This window comes from Massilia sp. Root133, from assembly GCF_001426525.1.
In the GTDB taxonomy this organism is placed as follows: domain Bacteria; phylum Pseudomonadota; class Gammaproteobacteria; order Burkholderiales; family Burkholderiaceae_D; genus Telluria; species Telluria orientalis.
Genome location: NZ_LMEW01000004.1, coordinates 1 through 18,912, shown reverse-complemented (window position 1 = coordinate 18,912; position 18,912 = coordinate 1). Strand labels below are relative to the sequence as shown.

General features: G+C 69.4%; 13 protein-coding genes. 8 read left to right on the top strand and 5 right to left on the bottom strand.

Annotated elements, in window-relative coordinates; all coding sequences use genetic code 11:
• The first annotated feature begins 86 nt into the window (after nucleotides 1-86).
• Complete coding sequence (locus ASD28_RS04845; RefSeq protein WP_056124826.1) at nucleotides 87-2,297, top strand: TonB-dependent receptor; 2,211 nt, start codon at nucleotides 87-89, stop codon at nucleotides 2,295-2,297.
• Nucleotides 2,298-2,312: 15 nt separating this feature from the next.
• On the opposite strand, the gene ASD28_RS04840 is transcribed toward ASD28_RS04845, so the two are convergent.
• Nucleotides 2,313-3,224, bottom strand: coding sequence for a helix-turn-helix domain-containing protein (locus tag ASD28_RS04840; RefSeq protein ID WP_056124823.1), 912 nt, complete (start codon nucleotides 3,222-3,224; stop codon nucleotides 2,313-2,315).
• A complete protein-coding gene (locus ASD28_RS04835) occupies nucleotides 3,221-4,693 on the bottom strand; it encodes a PLP-dependent aminotransferase family protein (protein WP_056124820.1) in 1,473 nt (490 codons plus the stop codon). The genes ASD28_RS04840 and ASD28_RS04835 overlap by 4 nt, the downstream gene beginning before the upstream one ends.
• Before the next feature lie 160 nt (nucleotides 4,694-4,853).
• On the opposite strand from ASD28_RS04835, the gene ASD28_RS04830 reads away from it, so the two are divergent.
• Together ASD28_RS04830 and ASD28_RS04825 are read left to right on the top strand one after the other, a co-directional pair.
• Complete coding sequence (locus ASD28_RS04830) at nucleotides 4,854-6,131, top strand: diguanylate cyclase domain-containing protein (RefSeq protein ID WP_056124816.1); 1,278 nt, start codon at nucleotides 4,854-4,856, stop codon at nucleotides 6,129-6,131.
• Nucleotides 6,128-6,880 carry an EAL domain-containing protein gene (locus tag ASD28_RS04825; RefSeq protein WP_056124814.1) on the top strand — a complete coding sequence of 251 codons (753 nt, stop codon included), beginning with the start codon at nucleotides 6,128-6,130 and terminating at the stop codon, nucleotides 6,878-6,880. The genes ASD28_RS04830 and ASD28_RS04825 overlap by 4 nt, the downstream gene beginning before the upstream one ends.
• Here ASD28_RS04825 and ASD28_RS04820 read toward each other — a convergent pair.
• Entirely contained in the window at nucleotides 6,805-8,079 is a 1,275-nt protein-coding gene (locus ASD28_RS04820; protein ID WP_082577476.1) for a YbfB/YjiJ family MFS transporter, read from the bottom strand. The two genes, ASD28_RS04825 and ASD28_RS04820, sit on opposite strands and share 76 nt — an antisense overlap.
• A 79-nt stretch (nucleotides 8,080-8,158) precedes the next feature.
• Here ASD28_RS04820 and ASD28_RS04815 point away from each other — a divergent pair, with 79 nt between their 5' ends.
• Complete coding sequence (locus ASD28_RS04815; protein ID WP_056124812.1) at nucleotides 8,159-8,746, top strand: TetR/AcrR family transcriptional regulator; 588 nt, start codon at nucleotides 8,159-8,161, stop codon at nucleotides 8,744-8,746.
• Here the strand turns inward: ASD28_RS04815 and ASD28_RS04810 are convergent, their stop codons facing one another.
• The gene (locus tag ASD28_RS04810; RefSeq protein WP_056124809.1) at nucleotides 8,747-9,334 is read right to left on the bottom strand and encodes a DUF1349 domain-containing protein; all 588 of its coding nucleotides are present in this window, start codon (nucleotides 9,332-9,334) and stop codon (nucleotides 8,747-8,749) included.
• Between the two features lie 24 nt (nucleotides 9,335-9,358).
• On the bottom strand, nucleotides 9,359-12,307 hold the full coding sequence (locus ASD28_RS04805; protein ID WP_156403896.1) for a sensor histidine kinase: 2,949 nt from the start codon (nucleotides 12,305-12,307) through the stop codon (nucleotides 9,359-9,361).
• 99 nt (nucleotides 12,308-12,406) lie between these two features.
• On the opposite strand from ASD28_RS04805, the gene ASD28_RS04800 reads away from it, so the two are divergent.
• The 4 genes from ASD28_RS04800 (at nucleotide 12,407) to ASD28_RS04785 (ending at nucleotide 18,693) form a co-directional block, all read left to right on the top strand.
• Entirely contained in the window at nucleotides 12,407-13,822 is a 1,416-nt protein-coding gene (locus ASD28_RS04800; protein ID WP_056124805.1) for a cytochrome P450, read from the top strand.
• The gene (locus ASD28_RS04795; protein WP_056124800.1) at nucleotides 13,822-14,427 is read left to right on the top strand and encodes a hypothetical protein; all 606 of its coding nucleotides are present in this window, start codon (nucleotides 13,822-13,824) and stop codon (nucleotides 14,425-14,427) included. The genes ASD28_RS04800 and ASD28_RS04795 overlap by 1 nt, the downstream gene beginning before the upstream one ends.
• Before the next feature lie 94 nt (nucleotides 14,428-14,521).
• Complete coding sequence (locus ASD28_RS04790; RefSeq protein ID WP_082577478.1) at nucleotides 14,522-17,377, top strand: type VI secretion system Vgr family protein; 2,856 nt, start codon at nucleotides 14,522-14,524, stop codon at nucleotides 17,375-17,377.
• Nucleotides 17,374-18,693, top strand: a complete 1,320-nt coding sequence (locus tag ASD28_RS04785; protein ID WP_056124795.1) for a hypothetical protein — start codon at nucleotides 17,374-17,376, stop codon at nucleotides 18,691-18,693. Before ASD28_RS04790 ends, ASD28_RS04785 begins: the two co-directional genes overlap by 4 nt.
• Nucleotides 18,694-18,912 lie beyond the last annotated feature (219 nt).

The window sequence follows — 18,912 nt, the reverse complement described above, 5'->3', positions numbered from 1 at the left end:
TCCATACCAGTCGGGAATTTTTCCCTGTCGCCGCCGCGGCGGCGCTGGAATAGTTCGTGCAAAAGAAAACACAAGGAGACATCGATATGACCCGCACCGCACTCGCCGCCGCCGTCGCGGCACTCTGTCACGGCATCGCCGCGGCCGAGCCGGCGCCCGCCATCGTGGAAATCGTCGGCACGACGCCGCTGCAGGGCCTGGGCGTCGCGCGCGAGCGGATCCCCGCGAACGTCCAGGCGCTGGATGGCGACGACATGAACGACCCGTCCGCCGCGACCTTGCCGGCCGCGCTGAACCGCCGCCTGGGCAGCGTGTTCGTCAACGAGATCCAGGGCAATCCATTCCAGCCGGACGTCAGCTACCGCGGCTTCACGGTGTCGCCGTTGCTGGGCACGCCGCAGGGATTGTCCGTCTACGTGGACGGCGTGCGCATGAACCAGCCGTTCGGCGACGTCGTCAGCTGGGACCTGATTCCGCGCGCGGCCATCTCCACGCTGAGCCTCATGCCGGGCTCGAATCCGCTGTTCGGCCTGAATACGCTGGGCGGGGCGCTGGCCGTCCGCACGAAGGATGGCCTGCACGATGCGGGCAGCGCCGTGCAGGCCCAGGCCGGCAGTTACGGCCGCGGCGAGATCGTGTTCGAGCACGGCGGCCACGACGACCGCGGCCTGCACTGGTACGTCACCGGCACGGCGTTCCGCGACGGCGGCTGGCGCGACGACTCGCCCACGCGCCTCGGCCAGATGTTCGGCAAGGCGGGCTGGCACGACGGCGTTACGGACGTGGCGGCGAGCATCGCGCTGTCCGGCAGCCGCCTGGCCGGCAACGGGCTGCAGGAGCAGCGGCTGCTCGACCGGGACTACGCGAGCGTCTACACGAAGCCGGACGTGACGCGCAACCGCGCCGTGCTGCTCAACCTGACGGGCAGCCGCAAGGTGGCGGACGATGTGCTGTTGTCCGGGAACGCGTATTACCGCCACATCCGCACGACCACGTTCAATGGCGACTTGAACGACGACGACGGGCTGTTCGACGCCATCGTCAACCGCACCGCGAGCACGCAGTCGAACCATGGGCTGAGCGGACAGGCCGAGTTCTCCGGCCGGCTGACGGTCGGCGCGGCGTACGACGCGAGCCGCGCGGACTTCCGCCAGGATGCGCAATATGGCGACTTGCATGCGGACCGCAGCGTCACGCCGGTGAATACGTTCGACGACGACATGGCCATCGACCTCGTCGGCCGCACGCGCACGTGGAGCGTCTTCGCGACGGATACCATCGACCTGCTCGACGACCTGCACGTGACGCTGTCCGGGCGCTACAACCGGACGGCGGTGCATAACCGCGACCGGATCCATCCGGGCGGCGGCAGCGGCTCGCTCGACGGCGACCACCATTTCGGCCGCTTCAATCCGGCGCTCGGCATCACCTGGGCGCCGTCGCGCACATTCAATGTCTATGCCGGCTACGACGAAGGCAGCCGCACGCCGACGGCGGTGGAACTGGGCTGCGCCGATCCGGCGAATCCCTGCAAGCTGCCGAACGCGATGGCGGGCGATCCGCCGCTGAAGCAGGTCGTCACGCGCACGTGGGAAGCGGGCGTGCGCGGCACCATCGGCCGCATGCACTGGAACGCCAGCGTGTTCCGCGCGACGAACGACGACGACATCCTGTTCGTCGCGGACGACGCGGCGGGCTTCGGCTACTTCCGCAATTTCGGCCGCACCCGGCGCCAGGGCGTCGAGCTGGGCGTCGACGGCCGCGCCGGACCGGTGACCGTCTCCGCGTATTACACGTACCTGCATGCGACGTTCGCAAGCGGCGAGACCGTGGGCGGCGCGGGCAACAGCAGCGCGGATGCCGACGGCAATATCGCGATCCGTCCCGGCGACCGCATCCCCCTGATGCCGCGCCACGTGTTCAAGGCGCGCGCGGAATGGCAGGTCACGCCTGCGTGGTCGGCGGAACTGGGCGTGCTGGCGGTCTCCGGCTCGACGGCGCGCGGCAACGAGAACGGCTTGCACCGCCCGGACGGCACGGACTGGCTGGGCCGCGGCGCCACGACTGGCCACGCCGTGTTCGACTTCGGCACGGCGTTCCAGGCGACGCCGCGCCTGCGCGTGTTCGCCCAGGTGGACAACCTGTTCGACCGGCGCTATGCGACGGCGGCGCAGCTCGGGACGACCGGGTTCGATGCGGACGGCGGCTTCGTCAAGGAAGACCGCGCACACTCGACGTTCTACGCGCCCGGCGCGCCGCGCATGGTACGCGTCGGCGTACGTTACACATTCAACTGAGCGTCGGCCGACGGGTCACACCCACAGCCGGTACATCCAGAACGATTCGTCCTCGGCGAAGCGGCGCGCGAACTCCGTCGGGGTGAAGCCGGTGATGCGGCGCACGGCGCGCGTCATGTGGGCCTGGTCGGCAAAGCCTTCGTCCAGCGCCATGGTGGCCCAGTCGAACGGCTGGCCGGCGTCGTGGCGGTCGCGCGCCGCGAAGAACAGGCCTTCCGTGCGCACGATGGACTGCCATTCGCGCAGCGAGCGGCCGCTGAACGACTTGATGCGGCGCTCCACGTGGCGCGGACTGTGCTCGCGCCGCCATTCGTGCGCCTGCCACGCGAGGCGCTCGACCCAGTTGCGGCCGAGCTGGCGCAGCGACGGCTGGTCCGTGGCGCGGCCGGACAGCGCCTGCCAGCGCCGCGCGAGATGGTGTTCGAACACGCCGACCATGTCTTCGTCGCGGCTCGCCAGCAACGCGTCCCACAGCGGCGTCCACTCGCGGCCCATGACGTCGGCGGCGGGCACGAAGCGGTCCTGCACGCGCGCGAGGTCCAGGCCGAACAGCGCCTGCGCGGCATCCGCCTGGAACAGGGCCATGCAGCCGTGGCCCGTCGTCGGCGCCCACGACGTGGTGGGATGCGCCTGGGTGCCGGCGACCACGCACGCCGTGCCGAACGGCCGCCACACCGGCACGCCGCCCTCCATGCAGACCTGGCCCGCGTCGATGTCGCGGTACCACGACAGCGACACGAGCTGCGACGACGGGAAGTGCGACAGGCGCTGGGCGTCGTCCAGGGTCACGTTGCGGACGTCGCGCCCGACGACGGCGACGAGCGCTCCCTGCAGCGACGCCGGCGGCAGACGGAGCCAGTCGGTCGGCGGGCCGTCGGGCGCGGCCCGCGGCGCGCGCGTCAGCGGATCGGGGCAGGCCGCCGTCATGCACCCAGCGCCGACAGGCCCGGCTCCTCGATCGCGGGCGCCGGCCGCGGACTATCCAGTTGCGCCGCGGCGAGCGCGCCGAGCGTGGCGATCGCCCCTTCGATCTTCGCATCCCAGTGGTGGCCGAAGTTCAGGCGGATGCAGTTGCGGAACTCGCCCCGCGCGGAAAACATCGGACCGGGCGCCACGCCGATATTGCGCAGGCAGGCTTCGCGCTGCAGCGACAGCGCGTCGACGCCGGCCGGGAATTCGACCCACAGGAAGTAGCCGCCTTCCGGCCGGCTGGCCCGGGTCCCGGCCGGGAAATGGCGCAGCACGGCGGCGGACATCGCCGTCTGCTGCAGCGCCAGCGTGTGGCGCAGCTGGCGCAGGTGACGATCGTAGCCGCCGCGCGCCAGGTAGTCGGACAGGCCTTCCTGCACGGGCGCCGCGACGGCCAGCGTGCGCGTGAGCTTCAGGCGCGCCACCTGTTCGCGGAACCGGCCCGGCAGCGCCCAGCCCAGGCGGTAGCCGGGCGCGAGGCATTTCGAGAACGACGAGCAGTGCAGCACGAGCCCTTCCTGGTCGAACGCCTTGGCGGGGAGCGGGCGGCGCGGCCCGTAATACAACTCGCCGTACACGTCGTCCTCGATCAGCGGCACGCCGTGCGCGGCCAGCAGGTCGACGAGGGCGCGCTTGTTCGCGTCGGGCATCAGGCTGCCGAGCGGATTCTGGAAGTTCGTCATGAGCCAGCAGGCGGCCGGCTTGTCGGCGGCGAGGGCCTGGGCGAGACGGTCCAGACAGATGCCGTCGCGCGGGCAGGACGGCACCTCGATCGCCCGCAATCCCAGGTTTTCCAGCGCCTGCAGCGCGCCGTAGAACGTCGGCGATTCGACGATCACGGCGTCGCCCGGCTGCGTCACCGCCTGCAGGCAGAGGTTGAGCGCTTCCAGCGCGCCGTTCGTGATGACGACGTCGTCCGGCTGGACGAGCGCGCCGTCGGCCAGGTAGCGCGTCGCGATCTGGCGGCGCAGCGTGGCGCTGCCGGGTGTGATGGCGTCCACCGTGGACCACGGGTCCATCGTTTCCGCGCCCCGCGCCAGCGAGCGGGCCAGGCGCGGCAGCGGGAACAGCAGCGGGCTGGGAAAGGCCGAGGCCAGCGGCACGACGTCGCGCGACCTGGCCGATTCCAGGATCGAAAATACGAGGTCATTGACGCGCACCGGGTGGGCGCCGGTGCTGCAATTGCTGTGGATGACCGGCTCGGGCGGCAGCCTCGTGTTACCCGCGGTGACGTAATAGCCCGACCGCTCGCGCGCCCGGATCAGGCCCCGCGCCTCCAGCAAATAATAGGCTTCGAACACGGTCGACACCGACACGCCCCGGCTCGTACTGATCTGGCGCACCGACGGCAGGCGGTCGCCGACGTCCAGCATGCCGCTCCTGATCGACGTGGCGATCTCTTCCGCCAGGAGCTCGTAACGCTTCATTGGATCCCTTCGGTCTGCATCTGATATGGAAAAACGCGCTGCAACTGAATCTGTTTTATGTCGGCAAAGTGCCCAATAATCGTCACCATGGCCTTTTTTGATTCAGCTCAATGAACATACCATGTCGACATCATCCGTAGCAATTTTTTCAAGCACAGCCATGGCACCCGATGGGGCGGAGCGGCTTGCCCGACTGGAAGACGAGCTCGCGCTCGCCCGCGCCGCCCTGGACGGCAGCGCCGAGGGCGTGGTGGTGGTCGACACCCGGACGTGGCGGGTCCGCCAGATCAACGCGCCCGCGCTCGTGCTGCTGGAGCTCGACGGCGCCGCGCTGCCCGGCATCGGCTTCGACGCCATCTGCCGGCGCCTGCGCACCGAGGACGGCAGCACGCCGACACCCGCCGCGCTGCTGCTGGCGCCGCCGGAGGACGGCGCGTATCGCTTCATACGGGCCGATGGCGGCGCGGTGCCGGTCGCGCTGCGCGCCACCCGCGCGCGCGTGGCCGGGCGCGACCTGCTCGTCGTGGCGCTGCGCGACGCGAGCGCGTGGGTGCGCACGGCCAGCGAACTGGGGGCCGCGAGCACCCGCTGCGGCATCACGTTCAGCCAGGCCGCCATCGGCCTCGCCCACGTCACGCTGGACGGCCGCTGGAGCCGCGTGAACGCGCGGCTCGCCGCCATCGTCGGCTATCCGGAAGCCGAACTCCTCGCGCTGACGGTGCGGCAGACCACCCACCCCGACGACACCGACAACGACGCGCTCGCGTACCGGCGCCTGCTCGATGGCGACATCCCGTACACGACGCGCGAAAAGCGCTACGTCAGGAAGGACGGGACGCCGGTCTGGGTGAGCGTCAACAGCTCGCTTGCGCGCGGCGCCGACGGCACGCCCCAGTACTTTATCGCGATGGTGGAAGACATCACGGAGCGCAAGCGGTCGGAGCGCCGCATCCGCCACCTGGCCACGCACGACGCCATGACGGGCCTGCCCAACCGCGCCGGCCTCCAGCAACACCTGGACGGCGCCCTGCGCGCCGCGCGCGCCGCCGGCCTGCGCGTGGGCGTGGCGTTCGTCGACATGGACAAGCTCAAACAGATCAACGACGCGCAGGGCCACGAGGCGGGCGACCTGGCCCTGGTCGACCTGGCGCGCCAGCTCAGGGGCCAGGTGCGGGGCGAGGACATGGTCGCACGCATCGGCGGCGACGAATTCGTCATCGTGCTGTCCGACGTCGCCGCGCGCGCCGACATCGCCGCGATCCTCGACCGCGTCGTGCGCGCGCCGGCCGCCGCCGCGTGCAGCATCGGCGTCAGCGTCTTCCCGGACGACGGCATGGACGCGCGCACGCTGCTCCGCCACGCCGACACCGCGATGTACCGCGCCAAGCAGGCCGGCGGGGCCGGCTACGCATTCTTTCACTCCACGGGCACGCCATGACCAACGACTCCCTTGACGACGTCCTGCGCGGAGGACGGCTTGCGGCCGTGTTCCAGCCGATCGCCGCCAGCCGCGATCTCGACATCGTCGGGTACGAAGGCCTGATCCGCGGCCCGGCCGGATCGCCGCTGGAGATGCCGGCGGCGCTGTTCGCCGCGGCGCGCGCCGCCGGCCGGCAGGCGGAGCTGGAACGGGCCTGCCTGCGCACGGTCTGGTCGCGCTTCGCCGCGCTGGCGTTGCCCGGCCGGCTGTTCGCGAACACCAGCGCGGCGACGCTGCTGGCGCCGCGCGCGCTCATCGGCGAGCTGGCCGGCCTCGGCATCGACGGCAGCCGGGTCGCCATCGAGCTCACCGAGGAACAGGCCGTGGGCGACTTTGCGCGCCTGCGCCGGGTCGCGCGCCGGCTCGGCCGGCACGGCTTCACGCTCGCCATCGACGACCTGGGCGCCGGCTTCGCGTCGCTGCGCCTGTGGCTCGAATTGCGGCCGGCCTGGGTCAAGATCGACATGGTGTTCGTGCGCGGCATCGACCGCGACCCCGTGCGGCAGGCGTTCCTGGCCGCGATCCGGGACATCGCGCGGGCCTGCGGCACGCAGGTGATCGCGGAGGGCATCGAGACGGCAGCCGAACTCGCGAAGGTGCGCGAGCTCGGCATCGACCACGTGCAGGGCTATTACCTGGCGCGGCCGGCCTGCGTGCCGCCGCGGTCGTTGCGGGCCGGCGCGGATGTGGACAGGCGCGCCGCCTGATCCGCCGCGCCGGCGAGCGGCGCCCACGCCGCGCGCGCCAGCAGCAGGTCCGACACCAGCGCGACGGCGAGGGCCGCGGCGCCGATCTCCATCAGCACCCGGTGGTCGCCCCCGGTCGCCGCGAAGATCCAGGAATACGCGTAGCCCGCGAGCGCCTGGAACAGGGCGAAGATCGTCGTCGCGCGGCTCCAGGCGGCACCCTGCGCGGGCACGTCCTGCGGCAAGGTGTGGCGGATGCGGCCGAGGGTCAGCGGGACGATGCCGGGCGGGTAGGTGCCGATGACGAACGTGGCCGCCAGCAGGCCGGCGAGGCCGTGCGCGAGGACCAGCACGCCCGCGGCGAGGATCTGCAGGACCAGCGCGATGCGCGTCGCGGTGCCGATGCCGAAGCGGTCGCCCAGCACGCCGTACAGCATCGGCCCGGCCGTCGCGCCGAGGCCGTAGACGACCCAGAACAGCGCCGCCGTATGGCTGCCCAGGTGCAGGCCGCGGGCGATGTAATCGACGAGGAACACCATCATGGGCACGAGGCCGACGGCCTTCAGCGCGTACTGCGCATAGATCAGTTTCAGCGCGAAGCCGGCGTGCGCGGGCGCGCGGCCGGCGCTGGCCGCGGGCGCGGCGGCCGCCGCTTGCGGCCACCAGCGCCAGCTGACGAGGGTGAGCAGCAGCGACAGCGCGCCCAGCCCGGCCCAGGTGGCGGCGAGGCCTTCGTTCAGCAGCAGCGGCACGACGGTGCCCGAGGCCGCGATGCCGAGCCCGAGCCCCAGGAAGATCGCGCCGCTGGCGACGCCGCGCCGCTCCGGCGGCACCTGCGGCAGGATGCTCAGCGCGGCCAATACCATGATGATGCCGCCGGACAGGCCCGACAGGAAGCGCCACCCGAAGAACCAGGCGACGGACAGGGGCAGGGCGCAGGCGAAGAACGCGAGCGAGGCGAGGGCCATCATCAGTTGCAGGGTGCGCCGGCTGCCCAGGCGCGCGGCGAGCGGCCGGCCCGCGAGCGCGCCCGCCAGGTAGCCGACGAGGTTGGCCGCGCCGAGGAACATGACGTCCTGCGCGGCGAACCAGTGCGCCTCGATCAGCGGCGGAATCAAAGGCGTGTAGGCGAAGCGTGCGAGGCCGATGCCGACCAGGCTGGCGCACAGGCCGGCGAGAATGGCGCGCGTGGCGGCGGCGCGGTCGAGGGTGGTGTCCATGCTGGATCCTTGTTGTGGGTTCATGTTTGACAGGTTAGTCAAACTTGACAGGGCTGTCAAGGATGCCGATAATCGAGGCATGGCAGGCACAAAACAATTCGATGAAGACGAGGTGCTCGACCGCGCGCTGCTGCTGTTCTGGCGGCGCGGGTTCGGCGCCACGTCCATGCAGGACGTCGCCCAGGCGACCGGTGTCCTGCGCGGTTCGCTGTACCACGCTTACGGCGACAAGCAGGCGCTGTTCCTGCGCGTGTTCGGGCGTTACCGCACGCGCTACCTGGACAGCCTGCGCGAAGCGCTGGCCGCGCCCACGGCCGAGGAAGCGCTGCGGCGCTACCTGCGCCTGGCGATCGACATGGTGACGGCCGTCGACGACGACGAGGTGACGCGCGGCTGCCTGACGACCAAGACCGCGACGGACGAGACGGCGATGGACGATGCGATCCGGGCCGCGCTGCGCGGCCTGCTGGACGATGTGCAGCAGGCATTGGCGGAGCGCCTGGGGCAGCCCGATGCCGCCGGCCGGCTCGCATTGCCGCCCGCCGCGGCCGCGCGCCTCGTCACGACGACGACGCGGGGCATGGTGGTGCTGGAGCGCGTGTACCGCGACGTCGCCCAGCTCGAGGCCGTGGCGGACGATCTGCTGCGCCTGATGTTTCCGGGCTAGTCAGCTCAGGTCGTGCAGGTCCTTGCCGAGTGCGGGGCCCAGCGTGAAGTCGCTGAACGCGACGGCGAGCCCCGCGCGCTGCGGCGTGCAGCACATCGGTCCCACCAGATAGCGCGGCGCGGCCGGGAAGGGCGCCAGGCGCAGCATCGGCCACGTCGTGCCGTCCGCCGAGTACTGCACGCGGATGACGCCGGCGCCGACGGTCACGCGCAGCCAGAAGCCGTCGGGCAGCGCCGGCGCCGGCGCGACGGCCCAGTCGGACGTCCCGTTCGTCAGCACGGTGCTGAGCAGCGCCTGGCCGTCCGAGAACTCGACACCTACCTTGATCCAGCGCTGCTCGTCGATGCGGACCATGAGGCCGGCCTGGTCGTACAGTTCGGCGAACGCCGCGCGTACGTGCACCTGGGCCGTGAATCCGTCGGCGGCGGGCGCGCCGAAGAAGTGGCCGTTGTCGCGGATGAAGCCATAGCCCGTGATGCGCCAGAAATCCGTGCGGTCGCCGGTGACGACATGCAGCGTGCCGTCTTCGATCCGGTGCGCCGGCGGTTCGTTGTGCCAGGCGCAGTGGGCGAATGGTGCGGTATCCATGTGAGTGCTCCTTTGATCGGGTGTTCAGGCATAGGCGATCGGCGCCGGCACGCGCAGCGTCCACGCCGTGCCGTCGCCGGGCGACGTCTGGACCGTCAGCGCCGCGCCCAGCGTGCGGGCGCGCTCGCGCAGGCCGGGGATGCCCCAGTGGCCGTCGCGCCCGCGTTCGAGGTCGATATCGTCCGGCAGGCCGACGCCGTTGTCGGCGATCGTGACGACCAGCGCCGACGGCGCGTACTGCAGCGTGACGTCGACCGCACGTGCGCGCGCGTGCGTGAACGCATTCCACAGCGCTTCGCGGGCGATGGCGAAAGCTTCGTCGGCGGCGGGTTCGCGCAGCCTGCGCGCGCGGCCGTCGGCATACAGGTGGAAGGCGATACCGGCGTCGCGGGCCAGCGGTTCGGCGAAGCGGCGCAGCGCGCCCGCCAGGTCGGCATCGGGCACGGCGGACGTGCGCAGGCCGGCCACGCGGTCGCGGCCCTCGGCCACGACGCCATTGGCGCGCGCCAGGGCGGCTTCCAGCGGCGCGCGCGCGTCCGCCGTCAGCCGGCTGGCCGTGCTCCAGAACAGCAGCATCAGCCCCTGGATCGATTGCAGCAGCGTGTCGTGCAGTTCGCGCGCGATACGCTCGCGTTCGGCGGTCCGTTCGCCCATGCGGACGGCGAGCCGGCGTGCGGTCCGGCGCATCCAGAACAACTGCAGGCGCCATGCGACGACCACCGCCGCCACGACGCACAGGACGCGGAACCAGGTGGTCTGCGTCAGGCTCGGGGCGATGTCGAACGCGAGCGCGGCGCCCTCCGTGTTCCACACGCCGTCGTCGTTCGACGCGAGCACGCGGAACCGGTAGCGGCCCGGCCCGAGATTGGTGTAGTGGGCGGACCGCTCGCCGCCGTCGCGCCAGTCGTGGTCGACGCCGTCGAGCCGGTAGCGGAAGGCCACGCGCCCGGGCTCGCGGTAGGAGAGCGCGGTGAAGTCCACGTCCAGCGTGTCCGTCCCCGCCGGCAGGCGCATGCCGGCGCGTGCCGCGAACGCGGCCGCGCCGGATTTCAGTCCCGTGATGACGACGGGCGGCACCAGGGTATTGCGCGGCAGCGCGGCCGGGTCGAAGCCGTAGACGCCGCCGATCGTGGTGAACCACAGCGTGCCGTCGTCGCTGCGGGTCGCGGACGGCACCGGGATGATCGCCCCGGCCGTGCCGCGCAGGCCGTCGCGGTAATCGAGCCGGCCGTAGGAGACGGCGTACCCGGGCTCGCGCAACACCTGTTGCTGTTCGGCCGGCGCGATGCTGGAAATGCCGCCGGCGCCGTTGAGCCACAGGGTGCCGTCGCGCGCGAACACCATCCCCGTGATGCCGGCGAACGGCTCGCCGTTGCGGCCCGCGACGGGCGTGAAGCGGGTGCCGTCGAAATGCATGAGCCCATTCTCGCCGCCGATCCAGGCGCCGGCGCCGGCCGGCAGGATCTGGACGACGGTGCCGACCGTGAGGCCGTCCGCGCGGCCGTAATGCCGTATCTGGCCGCCGTCGAGGAGGACGAGGTCGTCGCCGACGGAGCCGAACCAGACCCGCCCGCGCCGGTCCGCCGCGACGGTAGCCGCCGCGTAGGTCTCCAGTGCCGCGATGCCGCCCCCGGCGATCCACCGTCCCTCGCGCCAGGCCGCGACGCCGCGCCGGCCCAGCGCCATCCACAATGTGCCGGCGCTGTCCTGCGCCATCGCGTAGGTGGTGGCCGGGCCATCGATGCCGGGATGCAGGCGGCGCCATCCCGAGCCGTCTGGCCGCACGCTCCACAGTCCGCCGAAGCCGGCGGCCCAGACGTCGCCCGCCGGGCCCCGGTACAACGCGGTGATCGTGTCGTTCACGCCGGGCGGCGCGTGGCCGTAGTCGCGTGCGGGCGCGCCGGGGGCGGCGAGCCACGCATGGCCGGCCCATACGCCGGCGCCCGCGCCGCCCGCGAGCGGCAGCGCGTCCGACGCGGCATCGCCCGACAGCGCCTCGGCCCGCACGCGCGGCGCGCGGAAGCGGTCGAGGCCGCTCTCGGTCCCGACCCAGATGTTGCGTTCGCGGTCCTCGAACACGGCCTGCACCTTGCGTCCGGAGAGCCCGTGCTCGGCCCACATGCGCCCGAGCCGGCCGTCCGCTGCGCCGCGCACGATGCCCGCGCCGTCGGCCATCCACGCATGGCCGTCGCGGTCGAAGGCGAACAGGGTCGCGCCGTTCGGCACATCCCACGCGGACGGCGTTCCGCGCGCCGGGCCGGCCAGCATGCGCAGGGTGGAGCGCGCCTCGTCCGTCGCCCAGATGCTGCCGTCCGGGTGGGCGACCAGCGGCAACAGCGTCGACAGGGGTGTGAGCAATTCGAAGCGGGCGCCTCCCTTCGGCAGCACGAACACGCCGGCGGTGCCGCCGGCCCACAGCGTGCCGTCGCGGTCCGCCAGCAGGGACGCGAACCCGCTGTCGGGCACCCCGAGCGCGGAATCGCATGGCTGCCAGCGGCCATCGGCGCCCAGGACGAGCAGGCCGCGGCCGGTGGCGAGCCACAGGCGGCCGCCAGCGTCGCGCGCGGCGGCAAAGACCGAGCCGGCCGGTCCGCCCGCCTTGCCGCCGGGGTAGTGGCGCATGCGGCCGTCCGCCATCAGGCTCACGCCGCCGTACTTGTAGCCGACCCACATCCGGCCATCGGGCAGGACGCCGACGCCGGCCACGTTCGACGACAGCGGCGCCTCGCTGCCTGCCGCGCGCAGGAAGCGCACGCCATCGAATTTGTACAGGCCGGACGTGCTGCCGATCCAGATCCAGCCGTCCGGGGTCTGCGCGATGCCGGTGATGTTGGAGGGCGCGCCCTCGCGGGCCGTCCAGCTGGCGTGCGGCAGGTCGAGCACGGGTGCCTTGTCCACGGGCGCCGCGTGGGCGGGGTGGATGCAGGCGACGGCTGCCACCAGCGCCGCGACGGGTCGAAAGATTGACGTCATTCCCGACAGTATAGAAGCTGCCGGTTCGGCGTGACAACTGATCGTCGATGTCGTTTTCGTTCAATACCGGGTTCGCGCGCCGGGCCGAGAATGCCAGGCATGAAAACGACCACGCCCCCCTCCTGCCCCTTCCACGCCGGCGCCGCGAGCAGCGCGCCGGCATCCCATCCACCCGGCACCTGGCCTCCCGGACCGCCCTCCGGCCTGACGGGTTGGCGCTTCCTGCGCGCGATGTCGCGCGACCTGCTCGGCGCATTGTCCGCCTGGCGCGACGAGTACGGCGGCATGGTGCACCTGCGGATCTGGCCCGAGCACCAGATCGTCGTCACCGACCCCGAACGGGTGCGTGAACTGCTCGTCGACCATCACGACGCGCTGGTGCGCTGGGAGCGCGCCATCGAGGTGTTCGCGCAAGTGCATGGCCACAGTACGCTCACCACCGAAGGCGCCGCATGGCGCACGAAGCGGCACGCGTTGCAGCCGGCCTTCACGCCCAGGGCCGTGCAGGCCTTCCTGCCCGCGATGGCGCATGCCGCCGACGCCGCGTTCGCGCAGTGGCCGCGGTCCGACGCCGCCTGGGCGATCGAGAGCGCCTTCACGTCGCTGGGCATGGACGTGATCGTGCGGATGATGTTCTCGAGCGGGATCGTGGCGGACGCCCGCGACGCCGAACGGGCCGTGCACGACGTGGCCGTCGCCGGTAATGCCGAGATGTATTGGCCAAGGAGCTGGCCCGACTGGATGCCCTGGAAGGCAAGGAAGCGCCGCGCGCTCGCCACGCTCGACCGGCTGATCGACGGCCACGTGCAGGCGCGCATGGCGCTGCCGCAGGCCGACTGGCCGCAGGACCTGCTCACCCGCCTGCTGGCGCTGCACGTCGGCGACCCGGTCACGTGGCCCCTGAAGGCCGTGCGCGACGAGTGCATGTCGACGTTCCTGGCTGGCCACGAGACGACGGCCGCGGCCCTGACGTGGTGGTCATGGTGCATGGCCGCGAATCCGTCCGTTCAGGCGGCCGCGCGCGCGGAGGTCGACGCCGTCCTGCAGGGCAGGCTGCCCGCGGCCGCCGACCTCCCCGCGCTGGACTATCTGGGGCGCACGTTGCAGGAGACCCTGCGCCTCTATCCCGCCGCGCCCATACTCATCACGCGCCGGTCGGTGCGGCCGATCACGCTGGGCGGCTGGCAGCTGCCGGCCCGGACGATGTTCGGCATACCGCTGCACCTGATGCATCACGACGCCCGCTGGTTCCCGGAACCGGATGCGTTCCGCCCCGAGCGTTTCGCGCCCGGCGCGCCGGCTATCCCGCGCGGCGCCTTCATGCCGTTCGGGACGGGCCCGCGCGTGTGCCTGGGCCAGCATCTCGCGCTGGCGGAGATGACGCTGCTGGCCGCGATGTTCCTGCAGCGGTACATGGTCGAGGCGCCGGCCGGGATGGCGCCGCCGAAGCCCGTCTTCAACATCACGCTGAGGCCGGAGACGCCGCTCACGCTGCGCATCACGGCGCGCACCTGATGATCGCGCCGCGCCGCCTGCACCGGGCCGCGGGCGCCGTGCTCGCGGTGTTTTTGGTGGTGCACGTGGCGAATCACCTGGCGGCGCTGGCCGGCGTCGATGCCCATGTCCGCTTCATGGACGCCGCGCGCCGCGTGTACCGGCAGCCGGTCGTGGAAGCCGTACTGCTTGCATGCGTGGTGCTGCAGGCGGCGAGCGGGCTGCGCATGCTGTGGACGGGGCGGCAGCGGCGGCGCGGCGTGCTCGCGTGGCTGCAGGCGGGATCCGGCGCGTACGTCGCGCTGTTCCTCGCGATCCACGTGGCGGCCGTGCTGGCGGGGCGCGCGGGCGGGCTCGATACGAATTTCCATTTCGCGGCGGCCGGCCTGCACGTGTGGCCGTTCGTGCTGTTCTTCGTGCCCTACTATTTCCTGGCGGTGGCCGCGCTGTTCGTGCACCTGGGGTGCGCGTTGGCGCGGCGTGCCGGAGAACGGCGCGTGGTTGTCGCCGCGCTCGCAGCGGGCATCGGCGTCATCACGGCGGCCGTGATCGTGACGATCCTGGCGGGCGGTGTGTACCGGGTCGACATTCCTCAGGATTATCTGAAAACGTTTGTAGGCGCGTAGTGCTTAGGGTATTGCAATGAGGTACGTCAACTCACCTCAATAGGTCGTATGGCAATTTCTTGCGGAAATGCTTTTCTTGCGAAAGGTCATTCCCATGAAGCTGCCGAATTTCCCCAGGTTCGCCGCCATTCCCACCCAAGGAAACCGTCCGATTCGCCTGCGGGTATGGGTCAGGGACGCGGCGCTCGACGACGTACTGCTGGTCAAGCATGTCCACGGCCGCGAAGTGTTGTGCGGCGGCTTCGAGTATCGCCTGCTATGCGTCGCCACCCACGCGGGCTTGCAGTTGAAAGAATTTATGGCGCTGCCCGTCGAGCTGCAGTTCGTCACGGACCGGGGCGGCTTGCGATCGGTCTGCGGGATCGTAGCGAGGGCGTCCGCCGGGCGGAGCGACGGCGGGCTCGCAGCCTACGAGTTGGTGGTGCGTGATGCGCTGGCGCTGATGGAACACCGTGTCAACACGCGTATCTTCCGCGACTTGAACGAGGTCGATATATCGGAACAGCTCGTGCGCGAATGGCAGCACGCCAACCCGATCCTCGCGGCTGCCTTCGACCTCGATACGTCCGGCGTGACACAGCGTTATCCGGCGCGCGCGTACACGATGCAGCAGAATGAACACGATGCCGTTTTCCTGCGCCGGTTGTGGAAGCGGCGAGGCCTCGCGTGGTCCATGCGCCACGTCTCCGCCAGCGTGGCCGGCGGGACGGCCGTCCCTTTGCATACGCTCGTCCTGTTTGACGAGCCAGGATCGCTCCCACGCAGTGCCTCCGGCACGGTACGCTTTCATCGCGATGCGGGCACGGAGGCGCGCGATGGCGTCATCGACTGGAACGCGGTCCGTACGATGAAGGCTGGCAGCGTTACGCGTGCAAGCTGGGATTATATGCAGGGTCGGATGATGTCGGCCCAGGCGCCCACCACGATGCGGCAAGGCGAGGCGGGCAACCGGTTTGCCTCCAGCCTGGACGATTACCGGATCGACTCTCCACATGCGGGCGACGACGGTAACGATTATCGCACGCTGGGCGAACTGCGCATGGAGCGTCATGAATACGAAGCCAAGTGCTTCCATGGCGAGAGCGGCGTGCGCGATCTGTGTGTCGGCGAATGGTTTCGGCTGGAAGGTCATCCGGAGATCGATACCCACCCCGACGATGAACGCGAGTTCGTGGTCACCGAACTGGCGCTTGCCGCTGAAAACAACCTGCCCGAGATACTTGACGAACGCGCACGGCGCCTTGTTGACGATAGCGCGTGGCATGCAGGATCGGACCATGCAGCACTGGTACGGGCGAGTGAAGCACGCGGCGTCAAATTCACCAACCGGTTCACCTGCGTACGGCGCGGCATTCCGATCGTGCCGGCGTACGACCCCGTAGCGGACCTGCCGCACGTGCGGTTGCAGTCCGCTGTCGTCGTTGGACCGCCGGGCGAAGAAGTTCATTGCGACGAGCTCGGGCGTATCAAGATCCGGTTTCCCGGTACGCGCGAGCAGGATCATGCGCACGGCGCCGGCGCAAGCAACTCCGACCGGGATTCCGCCTGGGTGCGTGTCGCAAGCCATTGGGCGGGCGACCGCTGGGGAAGCATCAGTCTTCCCCGCGTCGGGGACGAAGTGCTGGTGGATTTCCTGGGCGGCGACCCGGACAAGCCGATCGTCGTGGGGCGGGTATTCGGCGGCAGGGCGCATCCCCCGGCGTTCAGTCATACAGGCGAGCTGCCCGGCAATCGCTTCCTGGCCGGCATCAAGAGCAAAGAAGTCCAGGGCGCGCGTTATAACCAGTTGCGACTGGACGACACGCCGGGGCAGATCAGCGCGCAACTGGCCAGCGAACACGGGCATAGTCAGCTGAACCTGGGCTGGTTGACACATCCGAGAACCGGTATGAACGGGCGCCCGCGCGGCGAAGGCGCGGAATTGCGCAGCGATCAATCGGTGGTGGTGCGCGCGGCCAGACTATTGCTGTTGACGACCCAGGCCATGCTCGGCGGGGCCGGCAAGCAACTGGAACGGGCGCCGTTACAGGCACTGCTCGAAGGGTCGCAGGCACTTCTCAAGGAACTGGGTGAATTCGCCGAGCAGCATCAGGCGCTGCCGGTCGATCTCGCGCCACATCGGCAACTGGAGGAAGACCTGAGGAATGCCGAGCAGGGCACCAATACCCAGGCGGAGGACAGCACCCACCGTGCTGCGCCGTTGATCGCGACATATGCGGAGGGCGGCTTCCTGAGCGCGACGCCGAACTCCAGCGTGAATTACAGCGGCGGACAGCAAAACATCGTCGCGCAACAGCACATCCAGGCGGTTGCGGGACAGCGCGTGAACATCCATGCAGGCAAAGGCATGTCGCTGTTTGCGCACTGGGACGGCATGAAGTACATCGCGCGCGCCGGCAAGGTGGAGATCCAGGCACAGCAGGATAGCATCGGTATCGCCGCGGACCGCGACGTGACGATGACCGCCAGCCAGGGCGACATCGTCATTGCGGCCAAGACGAGCATCACGTTGTCGTGTGGAGGTGCCTACATCAGGATCGCAGACGGCAAGATCGAGCAGGGCTGTGCAGGCGACTTCACGGTCAAGGCGGGAGCCCACAAATGGGAAGGTCCTGCCCGCAAGGAGACGGCGTTGCCGTTCTTTCCAGCGGCCGAGCACACCAGTTGGCTGAAGCTCGATCTGGATGGCTTCCAGGGACACCCGATGGCAGGCGTGCCTTACACGTTGCACTTCGCGGACGGCAAGCAAAAGAGCGGCATCCTGGATGGTAATGGCATGGCCGAAGAACGTAAGCTGCCGGAAGCCGTCACCAAGGTCGTGTATCACAACGCGCTTTCTGCCAGAGACGAGCCGCGGCCGACCGGGGCAGATCTGCTTGCAAAGGTCGATTCTCTTGTCAAAGGCGCGCCGGACAACGTCGCCACGTCCCGCAGAAAGGGAGGGAAATGATGGCGGCAAGCGACGATACCCTGGATGCGTTGAATGAAGTCCACGGCCGGGAAAAACCGGACGACATCGGTATTGGCGAATGGATCTGGGGTGCCCTTCAGGGCGACTTCAACCAGGAGCGGTCGGCGGGGCAGATCGGATTGGACATGGTGGTGTCGTTGTTCCCGATCGTCGACACCGTGTGCGACTTGCGCGACGTGTGCGCGAACATCCGGCAATACCGGCGCGACCCAGACAACAAGGTCACCTTGTTTTTCATTGCGACCACGGCCGTGGGTTTTTTCCCAGAAGCCGGGACGGTCGTCAAAAGTGCCTTGCGGCTCGTGTGGGTCTATCTGAAGCCCGTCATCAAGCATGCCGACGACATCCTGAATGTGAGCAGGTTGGTGACGGCGGCCAATCGCGCATGCGATGCGGCACTTCCGAAAATCACGGATTACCTGCAGCACAACCGCGTGCTGAAGTGGGCGACGGACGGCAAGATTCCGGATATGTACCGGTTCCTCGCGAAGACGATACGCGACATGTCGGAGACATTGAGCCCGGCGAAGCTGGGAAAGCTGTTGGACGAAAAGATCGGCGAGTTGAAGGCTTTGCTGCGCAAGATACGGCCGATTGTACCCACGACCGTTCGCGAAAACATTGATGATTTCATGAAGCTGGTCGATGCGAACCGGCGGGGTATGGGCAATGCCGTCCAGCAGTTCGTGCAGCCGGTGCGGGCCGTGCTGAAGGTTCTGGCCAAGCGCCTGGACGATCAGGCATGGCGTGTGCAGGTCTATCGGACTAATCGCGGGTGGATAGCGCCCATGTCCGAATCCGGGGCGGCAAGACTAATTAATGCCAACCCGCCGAAATGGGCGAAGAAGCGCCCTAACAGGATGAAGCATCCCCGTCTGAAACTGTCAGAGAAAAAGATGAAGGCACTGATGGAAGAAAATCCGGGGCATCCACCGCTCCAGGAGTGGCTTGTCAAGACCTTCTCTAGGAAGGAAGGCGGAATGAGGGCAGATAAAATCAAGGGGCCCGCGAAGCTCTATCGTATCGTCGATCCGTCCAACGAAGGAGCGGGAATATTTTGGATGACCGAGGAGGAGTTCAAGGCACTCAGGAATCGGGATGAGTGGCGAGAACGATTCGCTGTAAAGCCAGATTGGAATCAGAACGGATGGTTCGTCGAATATGAGATCAAGGACGGTGAGTCGTTGGCGGTCTGGCGAGGTCCAGCTGCTAGCCAAGAGCTTGCGGGAACAGATCGTTACCTGGAAGGGGGCGGAGAACAAATCGTGTTTTTCCTGAAAACCGGGATGAGATGATCCAGGCTTTGGCCAGGGTTGACAAGGCTACTGGGAAAGAATTAATGGATCAGGCCGGTGGCCTGGACCGGCGCGTCGAATTCACTGACGTAACCGGGGAAGCGGTTCCGACTAAGCTAAGTGTTTAGTTTCGTGCGATCATCTTCCTCGTCGTAGCTGGCCTTTGTTTCGTGCAAGGGCTATGCTGGGTGACTTGATTGCTGGGTTCAGCAGTCCCGG